At 69.3% G+C, this 17,604-nt stretch carries 17 protein-coding genes; 8 read left to right on the top strand and 9 right to left on the bottom strand.

All coding sequences use genetic code 11. The features are described from left to right. Nucleotides 1-4 precede the first annotated feature (4 nt). Nucleotides 5-1,117 (bottom strand): alpha/beta hydrolase, encoded by a 1,113-nt coding sequence (locus IZR01_RS09470; RefSeq protein WP_194923627.1) that lies wholly within the window; start codon nucleotides 1,115-1,117, stop codon nucleotides 5-7. A 150-nt stretch (nucleotides 1,118-1,267) separates the two neighbouring features. On the opposite strand from IZR01_RS09470, the gene IZR01_RS09465 reads away from it, so the two are divergent. Continuing rightward, nucleotides 1,268-2,368, top strand: coding sequence for a phosphotransferase enzyme family protein (locus tag IZR01_RS09465; protein WP_194923626.1), 1,101 nt, complete (start codon nucleotides 1,268-1,270; stop codon nucleotides 2,366-2,368). Here IZR01_RS09465 and IZR01_RS09460 read toward each other — a convergent pair. From IZR01_RS09460 to IZR01_RS09450, 3 genes are all read right to left on the bottom strand, one after another. Next, nucleotides 2,343-2,834 (bottom strand): bacterial proteasome activator family protein, encoded by a 492-nt coding sequence (locus IZR01_RS09460; protein ID WP_369125357.1) that lies wholly within the window; start codon nucleotides 2,832-2,834, stop codon nucleotides 2,343-2,345. The genes IZR01_RS09465 and IZR01_RS09460 overlap by 26 nt on opposite strands. A 155-nt stretch (nucleotides 2,835-2,989) precedes the next feature. Further along, the gene (locus IZR01_RS09455) at nucleotides 2,990-3,985 is read right to left on the bottom strand and encodes an NAD(P)H-quinone oxidoreductase (RefSeq protein ID WP_194923625.1); all 996 of its coding nucleotides are present in this window, start codon (nucleotides 3,983-3,985) and stop codon (nucleotides 2,990-2,992) included. 474 nt (nucleotides 3,986-4,459) lie between these two features. Continuing rightward, a complete protein-coding gene (locus IZR01_RS09450) occupies nucleotides 4,460-5,044 on the bottom strand; it encodes a TetR/AcrR family transcriptional regulator (RefSeq protein ID WP_194923624.1) in 585 nt (194 codons plus the stop codon). 98 nt (nucleotides 5,045-5,142) lie between these two features. Here IZR01_RS09450 and IZR01_RS09445 point away from each other — a divergent pair, with 98 nt between their 5' ends. Continuing rightward, nucleotides 5,143-5,883, top strand: coding sequence for an SDR family oxidoreductase (locus tag IZR01_RS09445; RefSeq protein ID WP_194923623.1), 741 nt, complete (start codon nucleotides 5,143-5,145; stop codon nucleotides 5,881-5,883). 17 nt (nucleotides 5,884-5,900) lie between these two features. Here the strand turns inward: IZR01_RS09445 and IZR01_RS09440 are convergent, their stop codons facing one another. Then, entirely contained in the window at nucleotides 5,901-6,683 is a 783-nt protein-coding gene (locus IZR01_RS09440) for a Fic family protein (RefSeq protein WP_194892670.1), read from the bottom strand. 189 nt (nucleotides 6,684-6,872) lie between these two features. On the opposite strand from IZR01_RS09440, the gene IZR01_RS09435 reads away from it, so the two are divergent. Then, complete coding sequence (locus IZR01_RS09435) at nucleotides 6,873-7,850, top strand: ATP-binding protein (RefSeq protein WP_194892669.1); 978 nt, start codon at nucleotides 6,873-6,875, stop codon at nucleotides 7,848-7,850. Here IZR01_RS09435 and IZR01_RS09430 read toward each other — a convergent pair. Further along, nucleotides 7,816-8,670 carry an alpha/beta fold hydrolase gene (locus tag IZR01_RS09430; protein ID WP_194892668.1) on the bottom strand — a complete coding sequence of 285 codons (855 nt, stop codon included), beginning with the start codon at nucleotides 8,668-8,670 and terminating at the stop codon, nucleotides 7,816-7,818. The two genes, IZR01_RS09435 and IZR01_RS09430, sit on opposite strands and share 35 nt — an antisense overlap. A gap of 85 nt (nucleotides 8,671-8,755) precedes the next feature. Further along, nucleotides 8,756-9,337 carry a TetR/AcrR family transcriptional regulator gene (locus IZR01_RS09425; protein WP_194892667.1) on the bottom strand — a complete coding sequence of 194 codons (582 nt, stop codon included), beginning with the start codon at nucleotides 9,335-9,337 and terminating at the stop codon, nucleotides 8,756-8,758. Between the two features lie 113 nt (nucleotides 9,338-9,450). On the opposite strand from IZR01_RS09425, the gene IZR01_RS09420 reads away from it, so the two are divergent. From IZR01_RS09420 to nhaA, 5 genes are all read left to right on the top strand, one after another. Continuing rightward, entirely contained in the window at nucleotides 9,451-10,671 is a 1,221-nt protein-coding gene (locus tag IZR01_RS09420; protein WP_194892666.1) for a sensor histidine kinase, read from the top strand. After that, nucleotides 10,668-11,402, top strand: a complete 735-nt coding sequence (locus tag IZR01_RS09415) for a LytR/AlgR family response regulator transcription factor (RefSeq protein ID WP_194892665.1) — start codon at nucleotides 10,668-10,670, stop codon at nucleotides 11,400-11,402. Before IZR01_RS09420 ends, IZR01_RS09415 begins: the two co-directional genes overlap by 4 nt. 178 nt (nucleotides 11,403-11,580) lie before the next feature. After that, on the top strand, nucleotides 11,581-12,159 hold the full coding sequence (locus tag IZR01_RS09410) for an acetate uptake transporter (protein WP_194892664.1): 579 nt from the start codon (nucleotides 11,581-11,583) through the stop codon (nucleotides 12,157-12,159). A gap of 254 nt (nucleotides 12,160-12,413) precedes the next feature. Beyond that, nucleotides 12,414-14,369: an acetate--CoA ligase gene (gene acs / locus IZR01_RS09405; RefSeq protein WP_194923622.1), complete on the top strand. Its 1,956-nt coding sequence runs from the start codon at nucleotides 12,414-12,416 to the stop codon at nucleotides 14,367-14,369. Between the two features lie 244 nt (nucleotides 14,370-14,613). Further along, complete coding sequence (nhaA, locus tag IZR01_RS09400; RefSeq protein ID WP_194923621.1) at nucleotides 14,614-15,936, top strand: Na+/H+ antiporter NhaA; 1,323 nt, start codon at nucleotides 14,614-14,616, stop codon at nucleotides 15,934-15,936. 80 nt (nucleotides 15,937-16,016) lie between these two features. Here the strand turns inward: nhaA and IZR01_RS09395 are convergent, their stop codons facing one another. Together IZR01_RS09395 and IZR01_RS09390 are read right to left on the bottom strand one after the other, a co-directional pair. Next, on the bottom strand, nucleotides 16,017-16,775 hold the full coding sequence (locus IZR01_RS09395) for a MerR family transcriptional regulator (protein WP_194923620.1): 759 nt from the start codon (nucleotides 16,773-16,775) through the stop codon (nucleotides 16,017-16,019). 130 nt (nucleotides 16,776-16,905) lie between these two features. Then, nucleotides 16,906-17,556 (bottom strand): HAD family hydrolase, encoded by a 651-nt coding sequence (locus IZR01_RS09390; RefSeq protein WP_194892660.1) that lies wholly within the window; start codon nucleotides 17,554-17,556, stop codon nucleotides 16,906-16,908. Nucleotides 17,557-17,604 lie beyond the last annotated feature (48 nt).

Below are 17,604 nucleotides of genomic sequence, written 5' to 3'. Positions count from 1 at the left end.
CGCGTCAGTCGCTCGACGTCGAGGCTGACACCGATGCCGGCGCCGACGCGGACGCCGAGGTCGGCCCCGACGTGGCGGCGGCCGGGTCGGCCGTGAAGCCCTGGTCCAGGAAGGTGATCACCTTCGGGAAGGACCCGGTGACGAAGTCGTAGGTGTGCCCGCCGGGCTCCAGATGCCAGTCCAGGTCGACGCCGCAGGCGCAGTCGTGCAGCCGCTGTGCGAACTCGGCCGCCTCACCGTTGATCAGCGGATCGGGGTCGTCCTCGTCCTCCAGCAGCATCACCCGCTTGCCGGCAGCCTTCTGGACCATGTCGTCCGGGGTGTTGGCGGCCTGCAGCTTGGCGTCCGACCCGAACATCCCGGCCGGGTCGTCGACGTGGAAGTATCCGGCCATCGAGACGAACTGGCCGAACAGGTCGGGGTGCCGCAGGGCCAGGTTGGCCGCGCCATAGCCGCCCATCGAGAAGCCCGCGATCGCGCGCATGCTCGCCGGCAGCGGCGTCTTGCCCTCGACCGCCGGGAGCACGTTCTTGATCAGGTAGGTCTCGACCATGTCCTTGCCGTCGGCGGCGTCGGCCCATTCGGTGTCGTCGTGCGCGGTACCGCCGCCGGTCGGCGCGGCCACGATGAACGGCGCCTGGCCGCCGGTGGTGAACGCCTGGTCCAGGACGTCCTTGACGGCCTCCATCATGCGGTCCGGCTCACCGGGATCCCCGTGGAGCCAGTACACCACCGGCAGGATGACCCCGGCCGGAACCGCGGGGCGGTAGACCAGGACCGGCCGGGTCGTCATGTCGGTGTCCGCCGACGGCACGTTCAGCGTCGTGACCGTGCCCGGCCCGGTGGCCTTCGGCACCGCGTGCCAGGTGATCGTCCCGGGCGCCGAGGCTATGGAGTCGTCGGTGGTGGAATCGGTCAGCGGGTCGGTCGGGGGAGCGACCGGGGCGGCGGCGTCAGCGCTCTGATGCTTGCCGAAGTGGTGGGTGGCGTAGCCGAACGCCACCCCGGAGCCCGCGACCAGCGCGGTGCTCAGGACGAAGAGCGCGAGACCCCGCAGCGCGTTCCACCTGCTGCGTTTGCGCGCGCGACGGTGACCTCTCGCCGCGCTGGCCGCCATAGCCCGTCCGCCTCCCCGCCCCACGCCGGAGCGCTGCGCGTGCGCGCCGTCCGGACTGGGACGGCACACCGGATGTCCACTGGTTCATTCGAGGCTAGTCAGCACACATAAAGCGCAGGTTAAGGATGATCCGCAATGTAGAGTGCGCGCATGCCCGGGACATCAGGGCCGCTCCAGGCGCTGTTTCTGCGGTTCGGACTGCCGGCGCCGACCGCTTTCCACGCCGTCGACAGCGGACTCCTCAACCGGTCATACCAGATTATCTGCACAGACCGGCGCTACTTCTTGAAGCACTATCTGCCCTGGCGGGGAATCGGTTCCGGCCTTCCCGACGCGTACGGACGCACGCGCTCAGCGGCGCAGACCCTGCGGTGGCAACACGAAGCCGTGATCCGATTACAGGCGGCGGGTCTCCCCGCAGTCGCCCCGCTCAGGGATTTACGTGGCAGTACAGTCGCATATGTGCGAGGACGCCCTTTTGCGGTGTTCCCCTGGAACGACGGAGTACACCGTCATGGCCGGCATATGCAGGATGTTGACGCGCACCGTTTAGGTGCCCTGCTGGCCGAGGTCCACAGCGGCCTGGAGCGGGTCCTCCCCCCGGTTCCGCAGCCGCTGTTCGTCGCGACCAAGTCCGAACGACACGCCGCCGCGGAGGCGGACCGGTTCCTGGCGCTGATCGAGCGGCGTCCTGAGCAGGACGACATGGACCAGCTCTCCGCGCACCGATTACGGGAGCGATTAGCGCTCCTGTCCGAAGTCGCGCACCTGCGCCCCGCGCCCGGTGCCTGCGCGGCCACCGGCTACATCCACGGCGACTTCCACGCGGGGAACGTCATGTGGTCGGCGCGGAAGCCCGGCAGCCGGGTGACGGCGATCGTCGACTGGGAGAAGACAGCGGTCGCACCTTGTGGGGACGAGGTAGTGAGTACCGCATTAGTGTTCTTCACGGGGGAGTACACAGGTCAGCTCGACCTGGATCTGGTGCGCGCGTTCATCGCGGGCTATGCGGCGGCCCGGCCGCGGTTCTCCGAACGGGAACTCGCTGACTCCGTGCGCCGCGTCTGGTGGGAGCGGCTGACCGACTTCTGGATCCTGACATGGCACTACCACCATGCCGACCACCGCGCGGACTCGCTGTTCCCCGCCACCGCGGCACTGGTGCCGTGGTGGACGGAGAACTACGACAAGGTCCGGGACGCGTTCTTGGAGGGCGCAGGCGCGGTTACAGGTACGGTCCCGCGCCGCTGATCCGCCCCGGCTGCTGATCGCCGTCCGCGGGCATTCCGGGCGGCACCGAACCGGGCGGCAGCGCCCGCCGGATCTGCTCCAGCTGCGCCCGCGCGGCCATCTGCTGCGCGAACAGCGCGGTCTGGATGCCGTGGAACAGCCCCTCCAGCCAGCCGACCAGCTGCGCCTGGGCGATCCGCAGCTCGGGTTCGCTGGGCACCTCGTCCTCGGCGAACGGCAGCGACAGCCGCTCCAGCTCGGCGACCAGCTCCGGGGCCAGGCCCTTCTCCAGCTCGGCGATCGAGGAGCGGTGGATCTCCCGCAGCCGGGCCCGGGAGGCCTCGTCCAGAGGCGCCGCCCGCACCTCCTCCAGCAGCTGCTTGATCATCGAGCCGATCCGCATCACCTTCGCCGGCTGCTCGACCATCTCGGCGACGTTCATCGGGTTCTCGCCGGACTCCTCGTCCCCGTGAGCCCCGCCGGCCATCTCGGCCGGCACCACGATCACCCGGCCGGCCAGGTCGTCCTCGTGCTCGGGGTCGGTGTTCAGGCTCATGTTCATCGCTCCGAAGATGTCGCCGTTCAAACCCGTCATGTATCCGTCCCTAGATGTGTGAGCGGCTTCGCCGAAGGCTTGCCGGCTCAGCTGCCGCGTACCGTCGCCACGTCGAGCACGACCTTGCCGATGTGCCCGCTGTCCTCGATGACCCGGTGGGCCTCGGCCGCCTGGTCGACGGGCAGCACCCGGTCGACGATGACCCGGAACCTGCCCTGTTCGATGAGCGGCCACACCGCGTCCCGCGCCGCCGCGACGATCTGCGCTTTCTCTTCAGACGACCGGGCGCGCACCGTGGTTGCGCTGATCGTCCCCCACTTGCGCAGCAGGTTGTTCAGGTTGACCTCGCCCTTGACGCCGCCCTGCAGCCCGATGATCATCAGCCGGCCGTGCGGCGCCAGCGCGTCGACGTTGCGGTCGAGGTAGGCGGCGCCCATGTTGTCGAGGATCACGTCCGCGCCGCGGCCGTCGGTGACCTCCCGTACCCGTTCCACGAAATCCTCTTCGCGGTAGTTCACCGCGACGTCGGCGCCGAGGTCGCGGCAGGCCTGGAGTTTGGCCGCGCTGCCGGCCGTGACGATCACCCGGGCGCCGAACTCGTGCGCGAGCTGGATCGCGGTGGTCCCGATGCCGCTGGAACCGCCGTGGACCAGCAGGGTCTGCCCGGCGGTGAGCCCGGCGAGCATGAAGACGTTCGACCAGACGGTGGACAGCGTCTCCATCAGCCCGGCGGCGTCCGGCGCGGTCATGCCCTTCGGCAGCGGCGCGACCTGCCCGGCGGGCACCGCGACCAGCTCGGCGTAGCCGCCGCCGGCCAGCAGCGCGACGACCTGGTCGCCGGGCACGAACCCGGAGACCCCGGCCCCGACCTCGACGATCCGGCCTGAGCACTCCAGCCCGAGATAGGGCGAGGCTCCCGGCGGCACCTGATAGTGGCCCATCCGCTGCAAGGTGTCGGCCCGGTTCACCGCCGTGGCCGTGACCTGGATCAGCACTTCACCGGCCGCCACGACCGGATCGGGGACCTCGGTCCACGCCAACTGCTCCGGTCCGCCCGGTTCCGCGATCGTGATGGCACGCATGTCTTCACCCTAGCGAGAGCTGTCGGCGGGGGTCGGATCCAGGCGCGCAGGCGGCTTCAGCGGATACCCCTGTGCACGATTGGGACCCCTGTGCAGATTGAGGCGCCTTTGCTCCCCCATTCGGTCGACAACAAGTAAAAACCGGTCAGTAGCCCTTGGCACCGGTCTTGATCGGTCGTAGAAAGAAAGCAAGGCCCGGCGACCACCCGACTCAATGAGAAGGAATGGTTTGGCACAAGGCCGCCCGACCTCGACACCGATTCGGGAACCCACGCAAAGACCGACCCCTTAAGGGGCCAGCCAGCCAGGCAGACGGCAGAGATACAGCGAGGACCTGGAAGGCGACTACGGAGAACTGACGCTTGTTAACTCGTTCTCGGTGTCTTTTATAACAGCGGTGCCGCTGCGCAGCGGCACCGCTGACCATTTCCTGATCGCCATTGTTTCCTGATGACTACCGGGCATTCGCGGCAGTTACTGCGGATTCGCGGCGGCGGCGACCAGTGCGCCGGCGAGTTTGCGCGCCGCCTCGTCATCAAGCGGCCGATGTCCGATCAATCCGCGATACCAGAGCAGGCCGTAAGCCAGGTCGGTGAGGAAATCCAGATCGGCCTCGGGGGAGACCTCGGCGCGGTCGGCCCCGCGTTCGAACAGGAGCCGCAAGGTGGCGCGCCGCCCGGCCAGGAAGTCGTAGAAGGGCCGGGCCGCCTCGGGGTTCTCGATGGAGGCGGCCATCATGCTCTTCAGCTCGCTCATCACGTCCGGGTCCTCGGACTGCTCGAACGTGGTCTCGAAGAACTGCCGCAGGTCGGCGCCCAGCGCACCGGTGTCGGGCAGCGGGATGGTGTGCCGGGCCCGCGTCCCGACCGCCTCGGCGATCACCGCGGCCTTCGACGGCCACCAGCGGTAGATCGTCTGCTTGCCGACCTCCGCGTCGCGGGCCAGCCGCTCGATCGTGAAGCCCTCGTAGCCGACCTGCTGAAGCAGCGCGATCGCGGCGTCGATGATCGCTTCGCGGGCCGCCTCGTTGCGGCGCCTTCCGGTGTGCGGTCGCTCCATGACCGGCAGCCTAGCGGAGTTGTCTAGACGCGTCGTCTCGGTAATAATTGTCGAGACGGATCGTTTCGACAAAGAGTCATCCGACGGAGGGGACGGGTATGTCCACCCAGGGGAAGTTCACCGGCAAGACCGTGTACGTCATCGGGGCCAGCCACGGCATCGGCGAGGCGATCGCCGGCGCGTTCGCGGCCGCCGGCGCCGACGTGCTGATCACCGGCCGAACCAAGGAGCGTCTGGACGCGGCCGCCGAACGCATCGGCCACCCGGTCCGCGTCTTCCAGTCCGACGCGCGCCGCCAGGAGGACGTGGACGCGCTGTTCGCGGCCGCCGACAAGGAGATCGACCACCTGGTGCTCGCGGTCAGCGGCGGCATGGTGGGGATGGGCACCCTGGCCGAGCTCACCGACGAGGCACTTTACGAGGGCTTCGACGGCAAGGTCTTCGCCCAACTCAGGGTCCTGAAGGCGGCCCTGCCGCACCTCGCCGCGGACGCCTCGGTGACCTTCATCGGCGCCGGCAGCTCCCGCGCCGCCTTCCCCGGCACCACCGCCCTGGCGGCGGCCAACGGCGCGCTGGACGCCGCGGTCCGCCCGCTGGCCTCGGAGCTGGCGCCGGTCCGCGTGAACTCGGTCTCCCCCGGCGTCATCGACACCGCGTGGTGGCACCCGCTGGGCGGGCAGCGCGACGGGTTCATGGCGCAGACCGCCGCCGCGACCCCGGTCGGGCGCGTCGGGCAGCCGCAGGACATCGCCGATGCGGTGTTGTTCCTGGCTGGGAACGGGTTCACGACGGGTGTGGTGCTGGATGTGAACGGCGGGGCGACGCTGGCGCGGAGCTGAGGGGGAGCGGCGGCGCCTCAGCCCCGCATGATCGCCTCGCACACCGCGAGCGACTCGCGGGCACCGAGGGCGACCGCCTCGGCGTAGTGCGCGAGCCAGGCGGCGAGGCCTTCGTCGGTGCCGGTCGCGTAGCCGCGGGCGGCGTCCAGGTAGGCGTCCACGCCGAGGTCCACGTGGCCGGCCTCGACCACGGCCAGCGACTGCGGGTCCAGGCCGCGGTCGGCGAGGACCAGCCGGGACGCGGCGCGGGCCAGGAGGCCGTCGCCCCAGCCGAAGGGCTCGGCCACCAGCAGTTCGGCGTGGACCGCCGCCGCGACGACCACGGCCGGCACCTCGGCGGCGGCCGGGTCGCGGAGTTCGTTCGCGAGGGTGCTCAAGGTGGCCGCCGCTTCGGCGCCGCTCGGGCGCCCGACGCGGTCCGGGTCGACATGGCCGGCGGCGGCCAGCAGGTGCATGCGGGACAGAGCCTGAATCGGGGAGCGCTTCCACACCGGGGCCAGGCTGCCGAGCTCGCCGGAGATCCGCAGGGCGCCGCGCAGGCGGCCGGAGCCGTCCTCGTCGCCGAGGTCGGTGCGGCGGCGGACCTCCTCCAGCGGCCAGTCGGTGCCGGTCTCGCTCAGCGAGCCGAGGGCGGCCGACGCCCGGGCGCCGCGCAGCTGGGATTCGGCCGTGACCCGGGCCGACTGGCTGCGCAGGACCTTGTGGCGGCGCACGCGGTCCACGGCCTCGCGGGCGGTGTCCGCGGCCTCGGCGGCGTTGGCCGCGGCGGCCAGGCGCTGGATCGGGGAGCTGGTGTCCATGCCCGGGACTCTACCTACCGGCCGGTAGCGCGGGCGCCACCCGATCGGAGGACTCATGGTTGACGGCCGGCACCGGCGCCGTCGAGACTCGGCGCGTACCCGTTTTATTGAAAACGGTTGTCATCAGGCGCGGACCTCCTCCGGGAGGCCCGCCGCTTGCTCCCATGTCCCGTGCGAGGAGGTCCCGGCATGCGCATCGCCCTGGTCGGCAAAGGCGGCAGCGGCAAGACCACGGTCTCGGCCCTCCTGGTCCGGCACCTGGCCGCCGGCGGGCGCCCGGTGGTCGCCGTGGACGCCGACATCAACCAGCACCTCGGGGTGGCGCTGGGCCTTTCGGAGGATCAGGCCGCCGCGCTCACCCCGATGTCCACCCACCTCAGCGGGATCAAGGACTACCTGCGCGGCGACAACCCGCGGATCTCCGGCCCGGAGTCCATGGTGAAGACCACCCCGCCGGGACGCGGATCGCGCCTGCTGCGGCTGGAGGAGGAGAACGCCGTCCACAGCCTGTGCGCGACGCGGCTGGCCGGCGATCTGGAGAACGTCCGGCTGATGGTGACCGGCGGCTTCGAGGAGAAGGACCTCGGCGTCTCCTGCTACCACTCCAAGATCGGCGCGGCCGAGCTCTATCTGAACCACCTGGTCGACGGCCCCGACGAGTACCTGGTGATGGACATGACGGCCGGCGCGGACGCCTTCGCCTCCGGCCTGTTCACCCGCTTCGACCTGACCTGCCTGGTGGTGGAGCCGACCCGCAAGTCGGTGTCCGTCTACCAGCAGTACCGCGAGTACGCCAAGGAGTACGACGTCACGATCCGCGTGGTCGGCAACAAGGTGACCGGCCCGGAGGACCTGGCCTACCTGCGCGAGCACACCGGCGCCGACCTCGTCGCCTGCCTCGGTGCCTCAAACTACGTCCGGGCCCAGGAACAGGGCCGGGACAAGGGCTTCGACACCCTGGAGCCGGCCAACCGGACCGCCCTGGCCCGGCTCCAGCTGGAAGTGGACGCGGTCCCGCAGGACTGGGCCAAGTTCACCCGGCAGGCGATCCACTTCCATCTGAAGAACGCTCAGGCCTGGGGCGACCGTGCGACCGGCGTGGACCTCGGCGCGCAGGTCGACCCGGACTTCATCATGGGACCGGAAGCGTTCGCGGCACAGAGCTGAACGCCGTCACCTTCCGCACCACGTCGGGGTCCGTCAGGATCCGGAAGTGGCCGAGGCTGGTCCACGGGTCGAACTCAGCCCCGGGCCACAGGGCCGCCAGCCGGTCGCCGTGCGCCACCGCGACCTCGCGGTCGCCGAGGTCGTGGACGATCAACAGCGGCGGCAGTCCGCTCAGGTCCTCGGAACGCATCCGCAGCGGGATGTCGAACCTGTCCATAGGCGTTCCCACGCGGTTCTCCAGAAGCCTGAGGAACCGCGTACGTATCCGTTCCTTAAAGCCCAGCATCTTCGCGAACTCATAAGAGAACCCGATCGGGTCGCTCATCGGCGCCACGGCAGCCAACCTCCCCACTGGCAGACCGTCGAGGACCGCCAGGACCACCGCCGCGGCACCGAAGGAGTGCGCTATTACTGCTTGCGCTTCCCCGAAGCGGTCCATGACGGCGGACAAGCTCTCTGAGAACTCCGGGAGGGTGGAGCGTCCGGGACCGGCAAGGCTCTCCGTCGACGTCCCATGGCCCGGCGCGTCGAACGACACGACCCGGTAGCCGGCGGCCAGCAAGGGCTCCACAAAGGCATCGAGTTGTCGGGCTACGCCACCCCATCCGTGCACCAGATAGACGACCGGGCCCTCTGTTCCCCATACGGTGCCGCGCACTGTGCTGCTCCGCACCGCCACGGTGAACGGCTCCCCGGCCGACACCGCGACCGGGGTCTTCGGTAGCCAGGGCCGTCTCGGCACCGTGAGCCAGATCCGCTCGGCCCAGCGCGCGCCGAGCCCCGGGGCGACGACTTCCAACACCTGGAACGTGGTACGCAAGGCGCCGAACGCGAGTGCCTTTTTAGCACGAACGATCGTGCTTTTTTTACGCGACGACGAAGACGTGGCCATATGAGGACCCCCTCTAGCGGTTGGATTCGATCAGTCTGGAGAACGCGCGGCGCGCCCGCTCCTCGGCCCTGGCGTCGCCGAGCAGCCGGTGCGCCTGGAAGTAGATGAGCATGATCCCGTGCAGGTCGTGGGCGAACTGCTCCGGATCGGCGTCGGCGGCGAAGAAGCCCTCGGCGATCCCGGTCCGGAACATCTGCGCCACCGAGTCTCGGAAGTCCAGGTGCATGCGGACCAGGCGGTCCCGCACCGCCCCCGGCTGGTCGTCGTACTCCCAGGCGGCCGAGACGAACAGGCACTCCGCGGTGCCGTCACGGGCCGTCGCCAGCCAGCTCTCGAACAGTGTCAGGACGCGCTTCTCGCCACGCGGGGCGGACACCGCCGGCCGGACGACGTCCTGGATGAACGCCTCGCCGGCGAACTCCAGGACCTGTACCTGAAGCGTCTCCTTGGACTTGAAGTGCGCGAACAGGCCGCTCTTGGACATCCCGGTCCGTTCGGCGAGCGAGCCGATGGTGAGCGAGGCCAGCCCGCTGGACGCCGCGACCTCGACCGCCGCCTCCAGCACCTGCTTGCGGGTCTCTTCACCCTTGCTCATAGGACGAAAATAGCACGACCGTTCGGCGTACGCGACCGATCCCGGTCCCGGCCAGCGATGTCAAGACCCGGATACCCTCGACTTCGTACCCTGCCCGCATCAGACTGGGACTCGTGGCATCCAACAACGCCACCGTCGGCATCGTGGCCGCCTTGGTCGCCCCGGCGGTCGCGGTGTCTCGCGCGATCCAACGGCACCGCTTGGCGGGCACCTCGGCCGAGCGCGCCGCATACGCCGCCATGCACGCCGTCGCCCTCGCCGGACCCCCGCTCCGCGCCGGCCTGACGCCGGACTCCACCCGCCGCGCCGCCCGACACCTGCGGCCGCTGCTCGGCACCGCGGCCCTGGCCTTCAACGACACCGAGCGGACCCTCACCTGGGACGGTGCCGGGCAGCACCGGCATTCTCAGTACTCCTACGAGCTCTCTACAGGCGCCCTCCTGTCCGGGGACATCCGTGTACTCGGCCCAGAGGAAGTGCACTGCGGCAGCGACTCCTGCGGGATCCGGCACGCGGTCGTCGCCCCGATCATCCCGCCGAGCCGCATCGGGGGGATCCGTGAAGACGGAGACAGCACGGCGATCGGGACGCTGTCCGTCTATACGTCCAACACATCCGTAGCCCTGGTACGCGCTGTCAGCGAGGTCGCCTACTGGGTCGCCACACAGATCGAACTCGCGGAACTCGACCGGTCGCGGACCCGGCTGATGGAGACCGAACTCAGGGCGTTGCGGGCCCAGATCTCACCGCACTTCGTCTACAACTCGCTCACCGCCATCGCGTCCTTCACACGCACTGACCCGGAACGTGCCAGGGAGCTACTCCTGGAGTTCGCGGACTTCACCCGCTACTCGTTCCGCGCGCACGGTGAGTTCACGACGCTCGCCGAGGAACTGCGCTGTGTGGACCGCTACCTGCTCCTGGAGCGTGCGCGCTTCGGTGAGCGACTCCAGGTGACCCTACGGATCGCCCCTGAGGTGCTGCCTGTAGAGGTTCCCTTCTTATGCGTTCAGCCCATAGTGGAGAACGCGGTACGGCACGGTTTGGAAGGCAAGCCCGGCCCCGGCCACGTCACCATCACCGCCGAGCCGACCCGGCACGACTACCGGATCACGGTCGAGGACGACGGCGTCGGGATCACCCCGGACGTCCTGCGCGAAGCCCTCGCCCCGGCCGAGCCCGGCACCCGCACCTCGGTCGGCCTGTCCAACGTCCACGAACGCCTGCGGGCGGTTTACGGAACCCTCTACGGCTTGGCGATCGACTCCCGGCCCGGAGCGGGTACCACGGTGGTGATCCGGATCCCGAAGAAGGAGAGACGGCAGACCGCATGACCATCGCGACGCCGGCCGGCCTGCGGGTACTGGTCGTCGACGACGAGCCCCCGGCCGTCGCCGAACTCGCCTACCTCCTGTCCCTCGACCCCCGCGTCTCCTCGGTGCGGACCGCCAACGACGGACAAGAAGCGTTGCGGATCCTGAAGAACTCACTGGTGGACGCACTGTTCCTCGACATCCGCCTGCCCGGGCTGGACGGTCTGGAGATAGCGGCGCTCCTCAACCAGTTCGCCACACCCCCGCAGATCATCTTCGTGACCGCCCATGAGGAGTTCGCTATAGAGGCGTTCGATCTGCACGCCTCGGACTACCTCCTGAAGCCGGTCCGCGCCGAACGCCTCGCGGAGGCCATCCGCCGGATGGCCCCGGCATCCACACCCCGTAGGGCCCCCGAATCGGGGCCCTACGACGTCATCCCGGTAGAGCTGGCCGGCGTCACCCGCTTCATCCCGCGCCAAGACGTCTCCTACGCCGAAGCCCAGGGCGACTACGTGCGCTTGTACACGGCCACAAGCAACCACCTCGTCCGCATCCCCTTGGCGGTCCTGGAAGAACACTGGTCCGCCGCCGGTTTCGCCCGCACCCACCGCCGTTTCCTGGTCCGCGTCGAGGCCGTCTCCGAGGCCCGCTGGGAGAGCGGCCACCTGACCGTCATCGTCGGCGGGACGCCGATCCCCGTGGCCCGTCGCCACACCCGTGAGGTGCGCGAACGGCTCAGCCACCGCTGATCGCGCCACCCCGACCGCTGGGCTTCCGTTAGTCGCCCGTTGAACGCCTCGGGCGGACCGTCCGGAGATCGACCCCTTATCCCCTCTGTCCCGATTTACGGACGGCTACCTACGGTGACATCAGGGCGGGACAACGAAGATCCGCCCAGACGACACCCGACGAAGGGGAGACGAAGTCGTGACCGAGACCACCACCACTGGAGCCCGGTTCGGCGATCCGGCGCCGCTGGGTCTGTCGGGCCTGGCCATGTCGCTCGGGCTGCTGTCCGTCCACAACACCGGCCTGATCAAGGAGGCCGGGATCACCAGCCTCACCGCGGCCACCGCCGTCGTCTTCGGCGGCCTGGTCTCCGTCCTCATGTCCATGTGGGAGTACCGGCGTGGCAACACGTTCAGCGCGACGCTCTTCGGCGTCCTGGGCGCGTTCTGGCTGACCACCTACTGGGCGCACACCGGAACCGCGGCCGACTACAAGTCGATGGGCGTGTACTTCCTCGGCTGGACCATCATCGGGGTCTACCTCACCCTGGCGGCCCTCAAGACCAGCGGGACGACCCTGCTGACCACCGCCGGCCTGACCGTCACCTGGTTGTTCCTGGCGCTGGGCCAGTTCCAGAACAGCACCGACCCCGACGGCCTGACCAAGGTCGGCGGCTGGTTGGGCCTGGTGACCGCGCTGGCGGCCTTCTACGGGTCCTGCGCGGGCGTGGCCAACGAGACCCACGGAAAGCAGGTGCTGCCGACCTGGCCGCGCTGAGGCGGTGACCGCCCGTCCATCGGGCGTTGATCCGTATCCACTAAAAAGGATCTGAATCCACCAAAACAATCACCGCGCGGCACCCTGAGCACGCCGTCCACCGAATCGGGTCCTGGTGGGCGGCGTACTGGTGTGTTCAGGTAAAAGGTCTATACCAATGAGGTCGAAGCCCTTGTAATCCCGGCCCTCCCTTGGTGTGCTACTGCCTGGATACAGTGTGACCGCTGCCATAAAGGATCGAACGAGGAGAGACGGTGTCGAACGAGGCCCTTTCCAATCTGCTACGTGAGGACCGCCGGTTCGCGCCGGCCGCGGCCTTCGCCGCCGACGCGAACGTGAAGGCCGACGCGTACGCCGAGGCCGAGGCCGACCGCGAGGCGTTCTGGGCGAAGCAGGCCTCGCGCCTGTCCTGGGACACCGAGTGGAGCGAGGTGTTGGACTGGTCGGGCAAGCCGGTCGCCAAGTGGTTCGTCGGCGGGAAGCTGAACATCGCCTACAACTGCGTGGACCGGCACGTCGAGGCCGGCAACGGCGACCGGGTGGCGATCCACTTCGAAGGCGAGCCGGGCGACTCCCGCGCCATCACCTACGCCGAGCTCAAGGACGAGGTCTCCAAGGCCGCCAACGCACTCACCGAACTCGGGGTGCGGCAGGGCGACCGGGTCGCGATCTACATGCCGATGATCCCGGAGACCGCGGTCGCGATGCTGGCCTGCGCGCGCATCGGCGCGGTGCACTCCGTGGTGTTCGCCGCCTTCTCCCCCGACGCGCTGCGCGCGCGCATCGAGGACGCCGGGGCCAAGCTGCTGATCACCGCCGACGGCTACCACCGCCGCGGCGGCACGGTGAACCTGAAGGCGAACGCCGACGAGGCCGTGACCGGCGCCGAGACCATTGAGAATGTGCTCGTCGTCAAGCGCACCGGCGCGGACGTCGCCTGGGGCGCCAAGGACGTCTGGTGGCACGACGCCGTCGGCGCCGCGAGCACCGAGCACACCCCGGAGGCCTTCGACAGCGAGAACCCGCTGTTCATCCTCTACACGTCCGGCACCACCGGTAAGCCGAAGGGCATCCTGCACACCACCGGCGGATACCTGACGCAGGCCTCGTACACCCACCACGCGGTATTCGACCTGAAGCCGGAGACCGACGTCTACTGGTGCACCGCCGACGTCGGCTGGGTCACCGGCCACTCCTACATCGTCTACGGGCCGCTCTCCAACGGCGCGACCGAGGTCATGTACGAGGGCACGCCGGACACCCCGCACCAGGGCCGGTTCTGGGAGATCGTCCAGAAGTACAAGGTCAGCCTGCTCTACACCGCGCCCACCGCGATCCGCATGTTCGCCAAGTGGGGCGACGACATCCCGGCCAAGTTCGACCTCTCCTCGCTGCGCCTGCTGGGCTCGGTCGGCGAGCCGATCAACCCCGAGGCCTGGATCTGGTACCGGAAGAACATCGGCGGCGACCGCACCCCGGTGGTGGACACCTGGTGGCAGACCGAGACCGGGGCCATCATGATCTCCCCGCTGCCCGGCGTCACCGAGGCCAAGCCGGGCTCGGCCATGCGGCCGCTGCCGGGCATCTCGGCGAACGTCGTCGACAAGGACGGCACCATCGTCGAGAACGGCCACGGCGGCCTGCTGGTCCTGGACAAGCCCTGGCCGTCCATGGCCCGCGGCATCTGGGGCGACCAGCAGCGGTTCGTCGACACCTACTGGGCCCGGTTCGCCGAGCAGGGCTACTACTTCGCTGGCGACGGCGCGAAGAAGGACGACGACGGCGACCTGTGGCTGCTCGGCCGGGTCGACGACATCATGCTGGTCTCCGGCCACAACATCTCGACCACCGAGGTGGAATCCGCACTGGTGTCCTACCCGGCGGTCGCCGAGGCCGCGGTGGTCGGCGCCAAGGACGAGACCACCGGCCAGCGCATCGTCGCCTTCGTCATCCTGCGCGCCGGCGAGCAGGAGGACACGGGGCTGGACGCGGCACTGAAGGCCCACGTCTCCAAGGAGATCGGCCCGATCGCCAAGCCCAAGCAGATCCAGATCGTGGCCGAACTGCCGAAGACCCGCTCCGGCAAGATCATGCGGCGCCTGCTGAAGGACGTGGCCGAGGACCGCGCGGTCGGCGACACCACGACCCTGGCGGACTCCGCGGTCATGGACCTGATCAAGGCGAAGCTGCCGCACGCCAGCGAGGACTGATCGGGGCCCGATCGGCTTCACCGACCGCCGGGCGCACGGACCTCAGGGTTCGGGCGTCCGGCGGTCGCGTTGTACGACGCGCGCCGCTCTGGCGCCTTCTCAAGATCCGGATAGTCGCACACTAGTTCCTCATGCTCCGGTAACCTGAACAGCTCAGGTGCGCCGGGAAGTCTGGTCGGCATGGGTAGTGGTCTAGAGATCACCGCCCGTCCGCCGCCGACCGCCGAGCCACGAGGACGCCCTGATGACGCCCCCGGACCACCCCTCCGCCCCGCTGCGCGCCTTCGCGCGCCTGAAGCGGATGGAGCGCAGACACGTGGCGGCCGTCCTGCGGACCGAGACCGTCGGCGGCGCGCTGCTCATCGTCTTCGCGATCCTCGGTCTGTTGTGGGCCAACTCCCCGTGGCGCCACTCCTACGACACCGTGAAGGACACCGTCGTCGGGCCGCACCTGTGGCACCTCGACCTGTCGCTGGCGAGCTGGTCCGCGGACTTCCTGCTCGCGTTCTTCTTCCTGGTGGCCGGGATCGAGCTCAAGCACGAGTTGCAGGCCGGCGAGCTGTCGAACGCGCGCGCGGCGGTACTGCCCGTCGTCTCCGCGCTGTGCGGCATGGTGGTGCCGATCGCGGTCTACCTCGTGGTCAGCGCCGGGCACGCGGACGCCGGGGACGGCTGGGCCGTGCCGACCGCCACCGACATCGCCTTCGCGCTGGCGGTGCTGGCCGTGGTCGGGCAGAACCTGCCGTCGGCGCTGCGGGCCTTCCTGCTGACCCTGGCCGTGGTCGACGACCTCGGCGCGATCATCATCATCGCGATCGCGTACACCGCCAAGATCGATGTCGTCGCGCTGGCGATCGCGGCGGTCCTGATCGCCGCCTTCTACGTGGTGCAGCGGATGCGGATCGCCAGCTTGTGGCTCAACGTGCCGTTGGGGCTGGCCATCTGGATCGCGGTGCACGCCAGCGGCATCCACGCCACGGTGGCCGGCGTGGCCATCGGCCTGATGCTGCGCGGCCGGGTCCACGACGACGCCTACACGGACGGCGCGCAGGATGACGCGCCGCAGGCCGAGGAGCCCCAGTCACCCGCCGAGAAGGTGCAGTGGCTGCTCCAGCCGTTCTCCGCCGGCTTCTGCGTCCCGGTCTTCGCCATCATGTCCGCCGGGGTGTACATCGGTGGCGACACGCTCGGCAAACTGGTCAGCGACCGGATCCCGCTGGCGATCGCGGCGGGCTTGTTCATCGGCAAGTCGGTCGGGGTGTTCGGCGGCGCGTATCTGACGGCGCGCTTCACCCGCGCCGAGCTGTCCGACGAACTGCGATGGCGGGACATCGCGGCGGTGTCCGCCCTCACCGGCGTCGGGTTCACGGTCTCGCTGCTGATCTCCGAACTCGCCTTCACCGACAACCTGGCCCTGCTGAACCTGGCCAAGGCCGGGGTGCTGTTCGGGTCCCTGGTGTCCGCGCTGGTCGCGGTGGTGCTGTTGCGGAGAAGGGACCGCTTCTATGACCAGCTGTGCACCGCCGAGGAGTCGGAGGACGCGGAACTGATGCTCGGGCGAGAATGAGGCGGCGTCCCTTCCGCGCTGACCGCGGAGGGGACGCTCATCGGGATTCGCTATAGAGGTCCTCTACTAGCGCTCTCCTACTAGTCGGACAGGCGCGCGTCCGCATAGGCGGCCATCGCCTCCGCCTGGTACTCGGCGAGTCCTTCGGCGATCTTCAAGAAGTTCGCCTTGAACCGCTCGTCGTCGACGTACATCTGGCCCAGGCACTTGTAGGCGGTGCGATTGGGCGTCCACCAGATGCAGATCCCCCGGTAGTGCCCATCGACCTCGTCTAGCACGACCGGGTCGTCAACCGGGGTGCCGGCCGCCATGAACTCCGCCATCCGGATCGCCGCCGCGGTGGCCTCCCGCTGCCAGCGCTCGATGTCCTCCTCGGTCATGGTCGCGTGCTTGGCCTGGGCCCGCTCGAAGTCCTCGGGCCAGCGCTCGCGCGCTTCGTCGTCGTACTGCGAGTTGTCGAACCCCTCGAAAAGGTTCTCCGGCCGGTTGATGTGCACGGACATCTGAGGCTTCCCTTCCAGCTCGGCGATGGTCCGCCGCACCGTCTCGGCCACTCGCGACAACCGGTCGCGTTCGACGAGCAGCCGGGCGTACTGGCGGCGCAGCGCCACCAGCGTGTCCGGCTCGGAGTCGATCGCCGAGGCGATGTCGGCCAGGCCGAGTCCCAGCTCGCGCAACACGAGGATCTGCTGGAGACGCAGCAGCTGTGATTCCTCGTAATAGCGGTAGCCGTTGGCACCGACGTGGTCGGGCTTGAGGAGCCCGACGTCGTCGTAGTGACGCAGAGTTCGGGCAGTCACCCCGGACATCCGCGCCACCTGCGCGATCGACCAGCTCATGGCGGTTCCCATCGCTGTGCGGCCGGTCGGTCCGGCCACTTCCTCGAAGGTAGAAGCTTCCGTTACGTCAAGGTCAAGCCGGATTCGCCCGCCCCGCCCTAGCGCTCCGCAGCCTCGCTCCGCAGACCGTTCAGGGTCGGCTGAGGATCAGCTCGAAGGCCTCGGCGGTGTTCTTGAGGATGTGCTCGGGCTGCGGGTCGTCGGGGGCCAGCACCCGGCCGTGCGGGAGCCACGCGGTGTGCATGCCGACGCCGTTACCGCCGGCGATGTCCGAGACCAGGGAGTCGCCGACCATCCAGCCGCCCTCCAGCGGCGCCCCGGCCCGTTCGGAGGCCAGCTGGAAGATCTTCGAATCCGGCTTCCAGCTGCCCTCGACGTCCGAGACGCACACCACGTCCACGTAGGCGCGCAGCCCCACCGCGTCGATCTTGGCGTTCTGGAAGTGGCCGAACCCGTTGGTGACGATGCCGATGCGCCAGCCCGCGTCGCGCAGGGCTTCCAGGCCGTCGAGAACGCCGTCATAGGGCTTCAGCAGCCCGACCATCCGCTCCCGGTAGTCGGCCAGCAGCTCGGCCGGCTCGGCGGCCAGCCCGAAGTGCTCGACCAGACCCCGGAAGGCGTCCTCCGGCGTCCCGGTCCAGAAGATGTGCTCGTTGTCGACGAACCACCGCGCGTCGCCCCCGGCGTCTTGGGTCGCGACCACCTCCTCGACCCAGGCGACGAAGGCGTCCTTGGAGGAGATCAGGGTGTCGTCCAGGTCGAAGAGCGCGAGACGGGGCATGGCTCCGAGATTAACTGATCGTTCCGACGCCCAACGGAACTCCGGGTT

Origin of the sequence: Catenulispora pinisilvae, from assembly GCF_015356865.1 — a bacterium.
In the GTDB taxonomy this organism is placed as follows: domain Bacteria; phylum Actinomycetota; class Actinomycetes; order Streptomycetales; family Catenulisporaceae; genus Catenulispora; species Catenulispora pinisilvae.
Note: the sequence above shows the minus strand (reverse complement) of the source record. Positions and strands in the feature narration are given on the sequence as shown.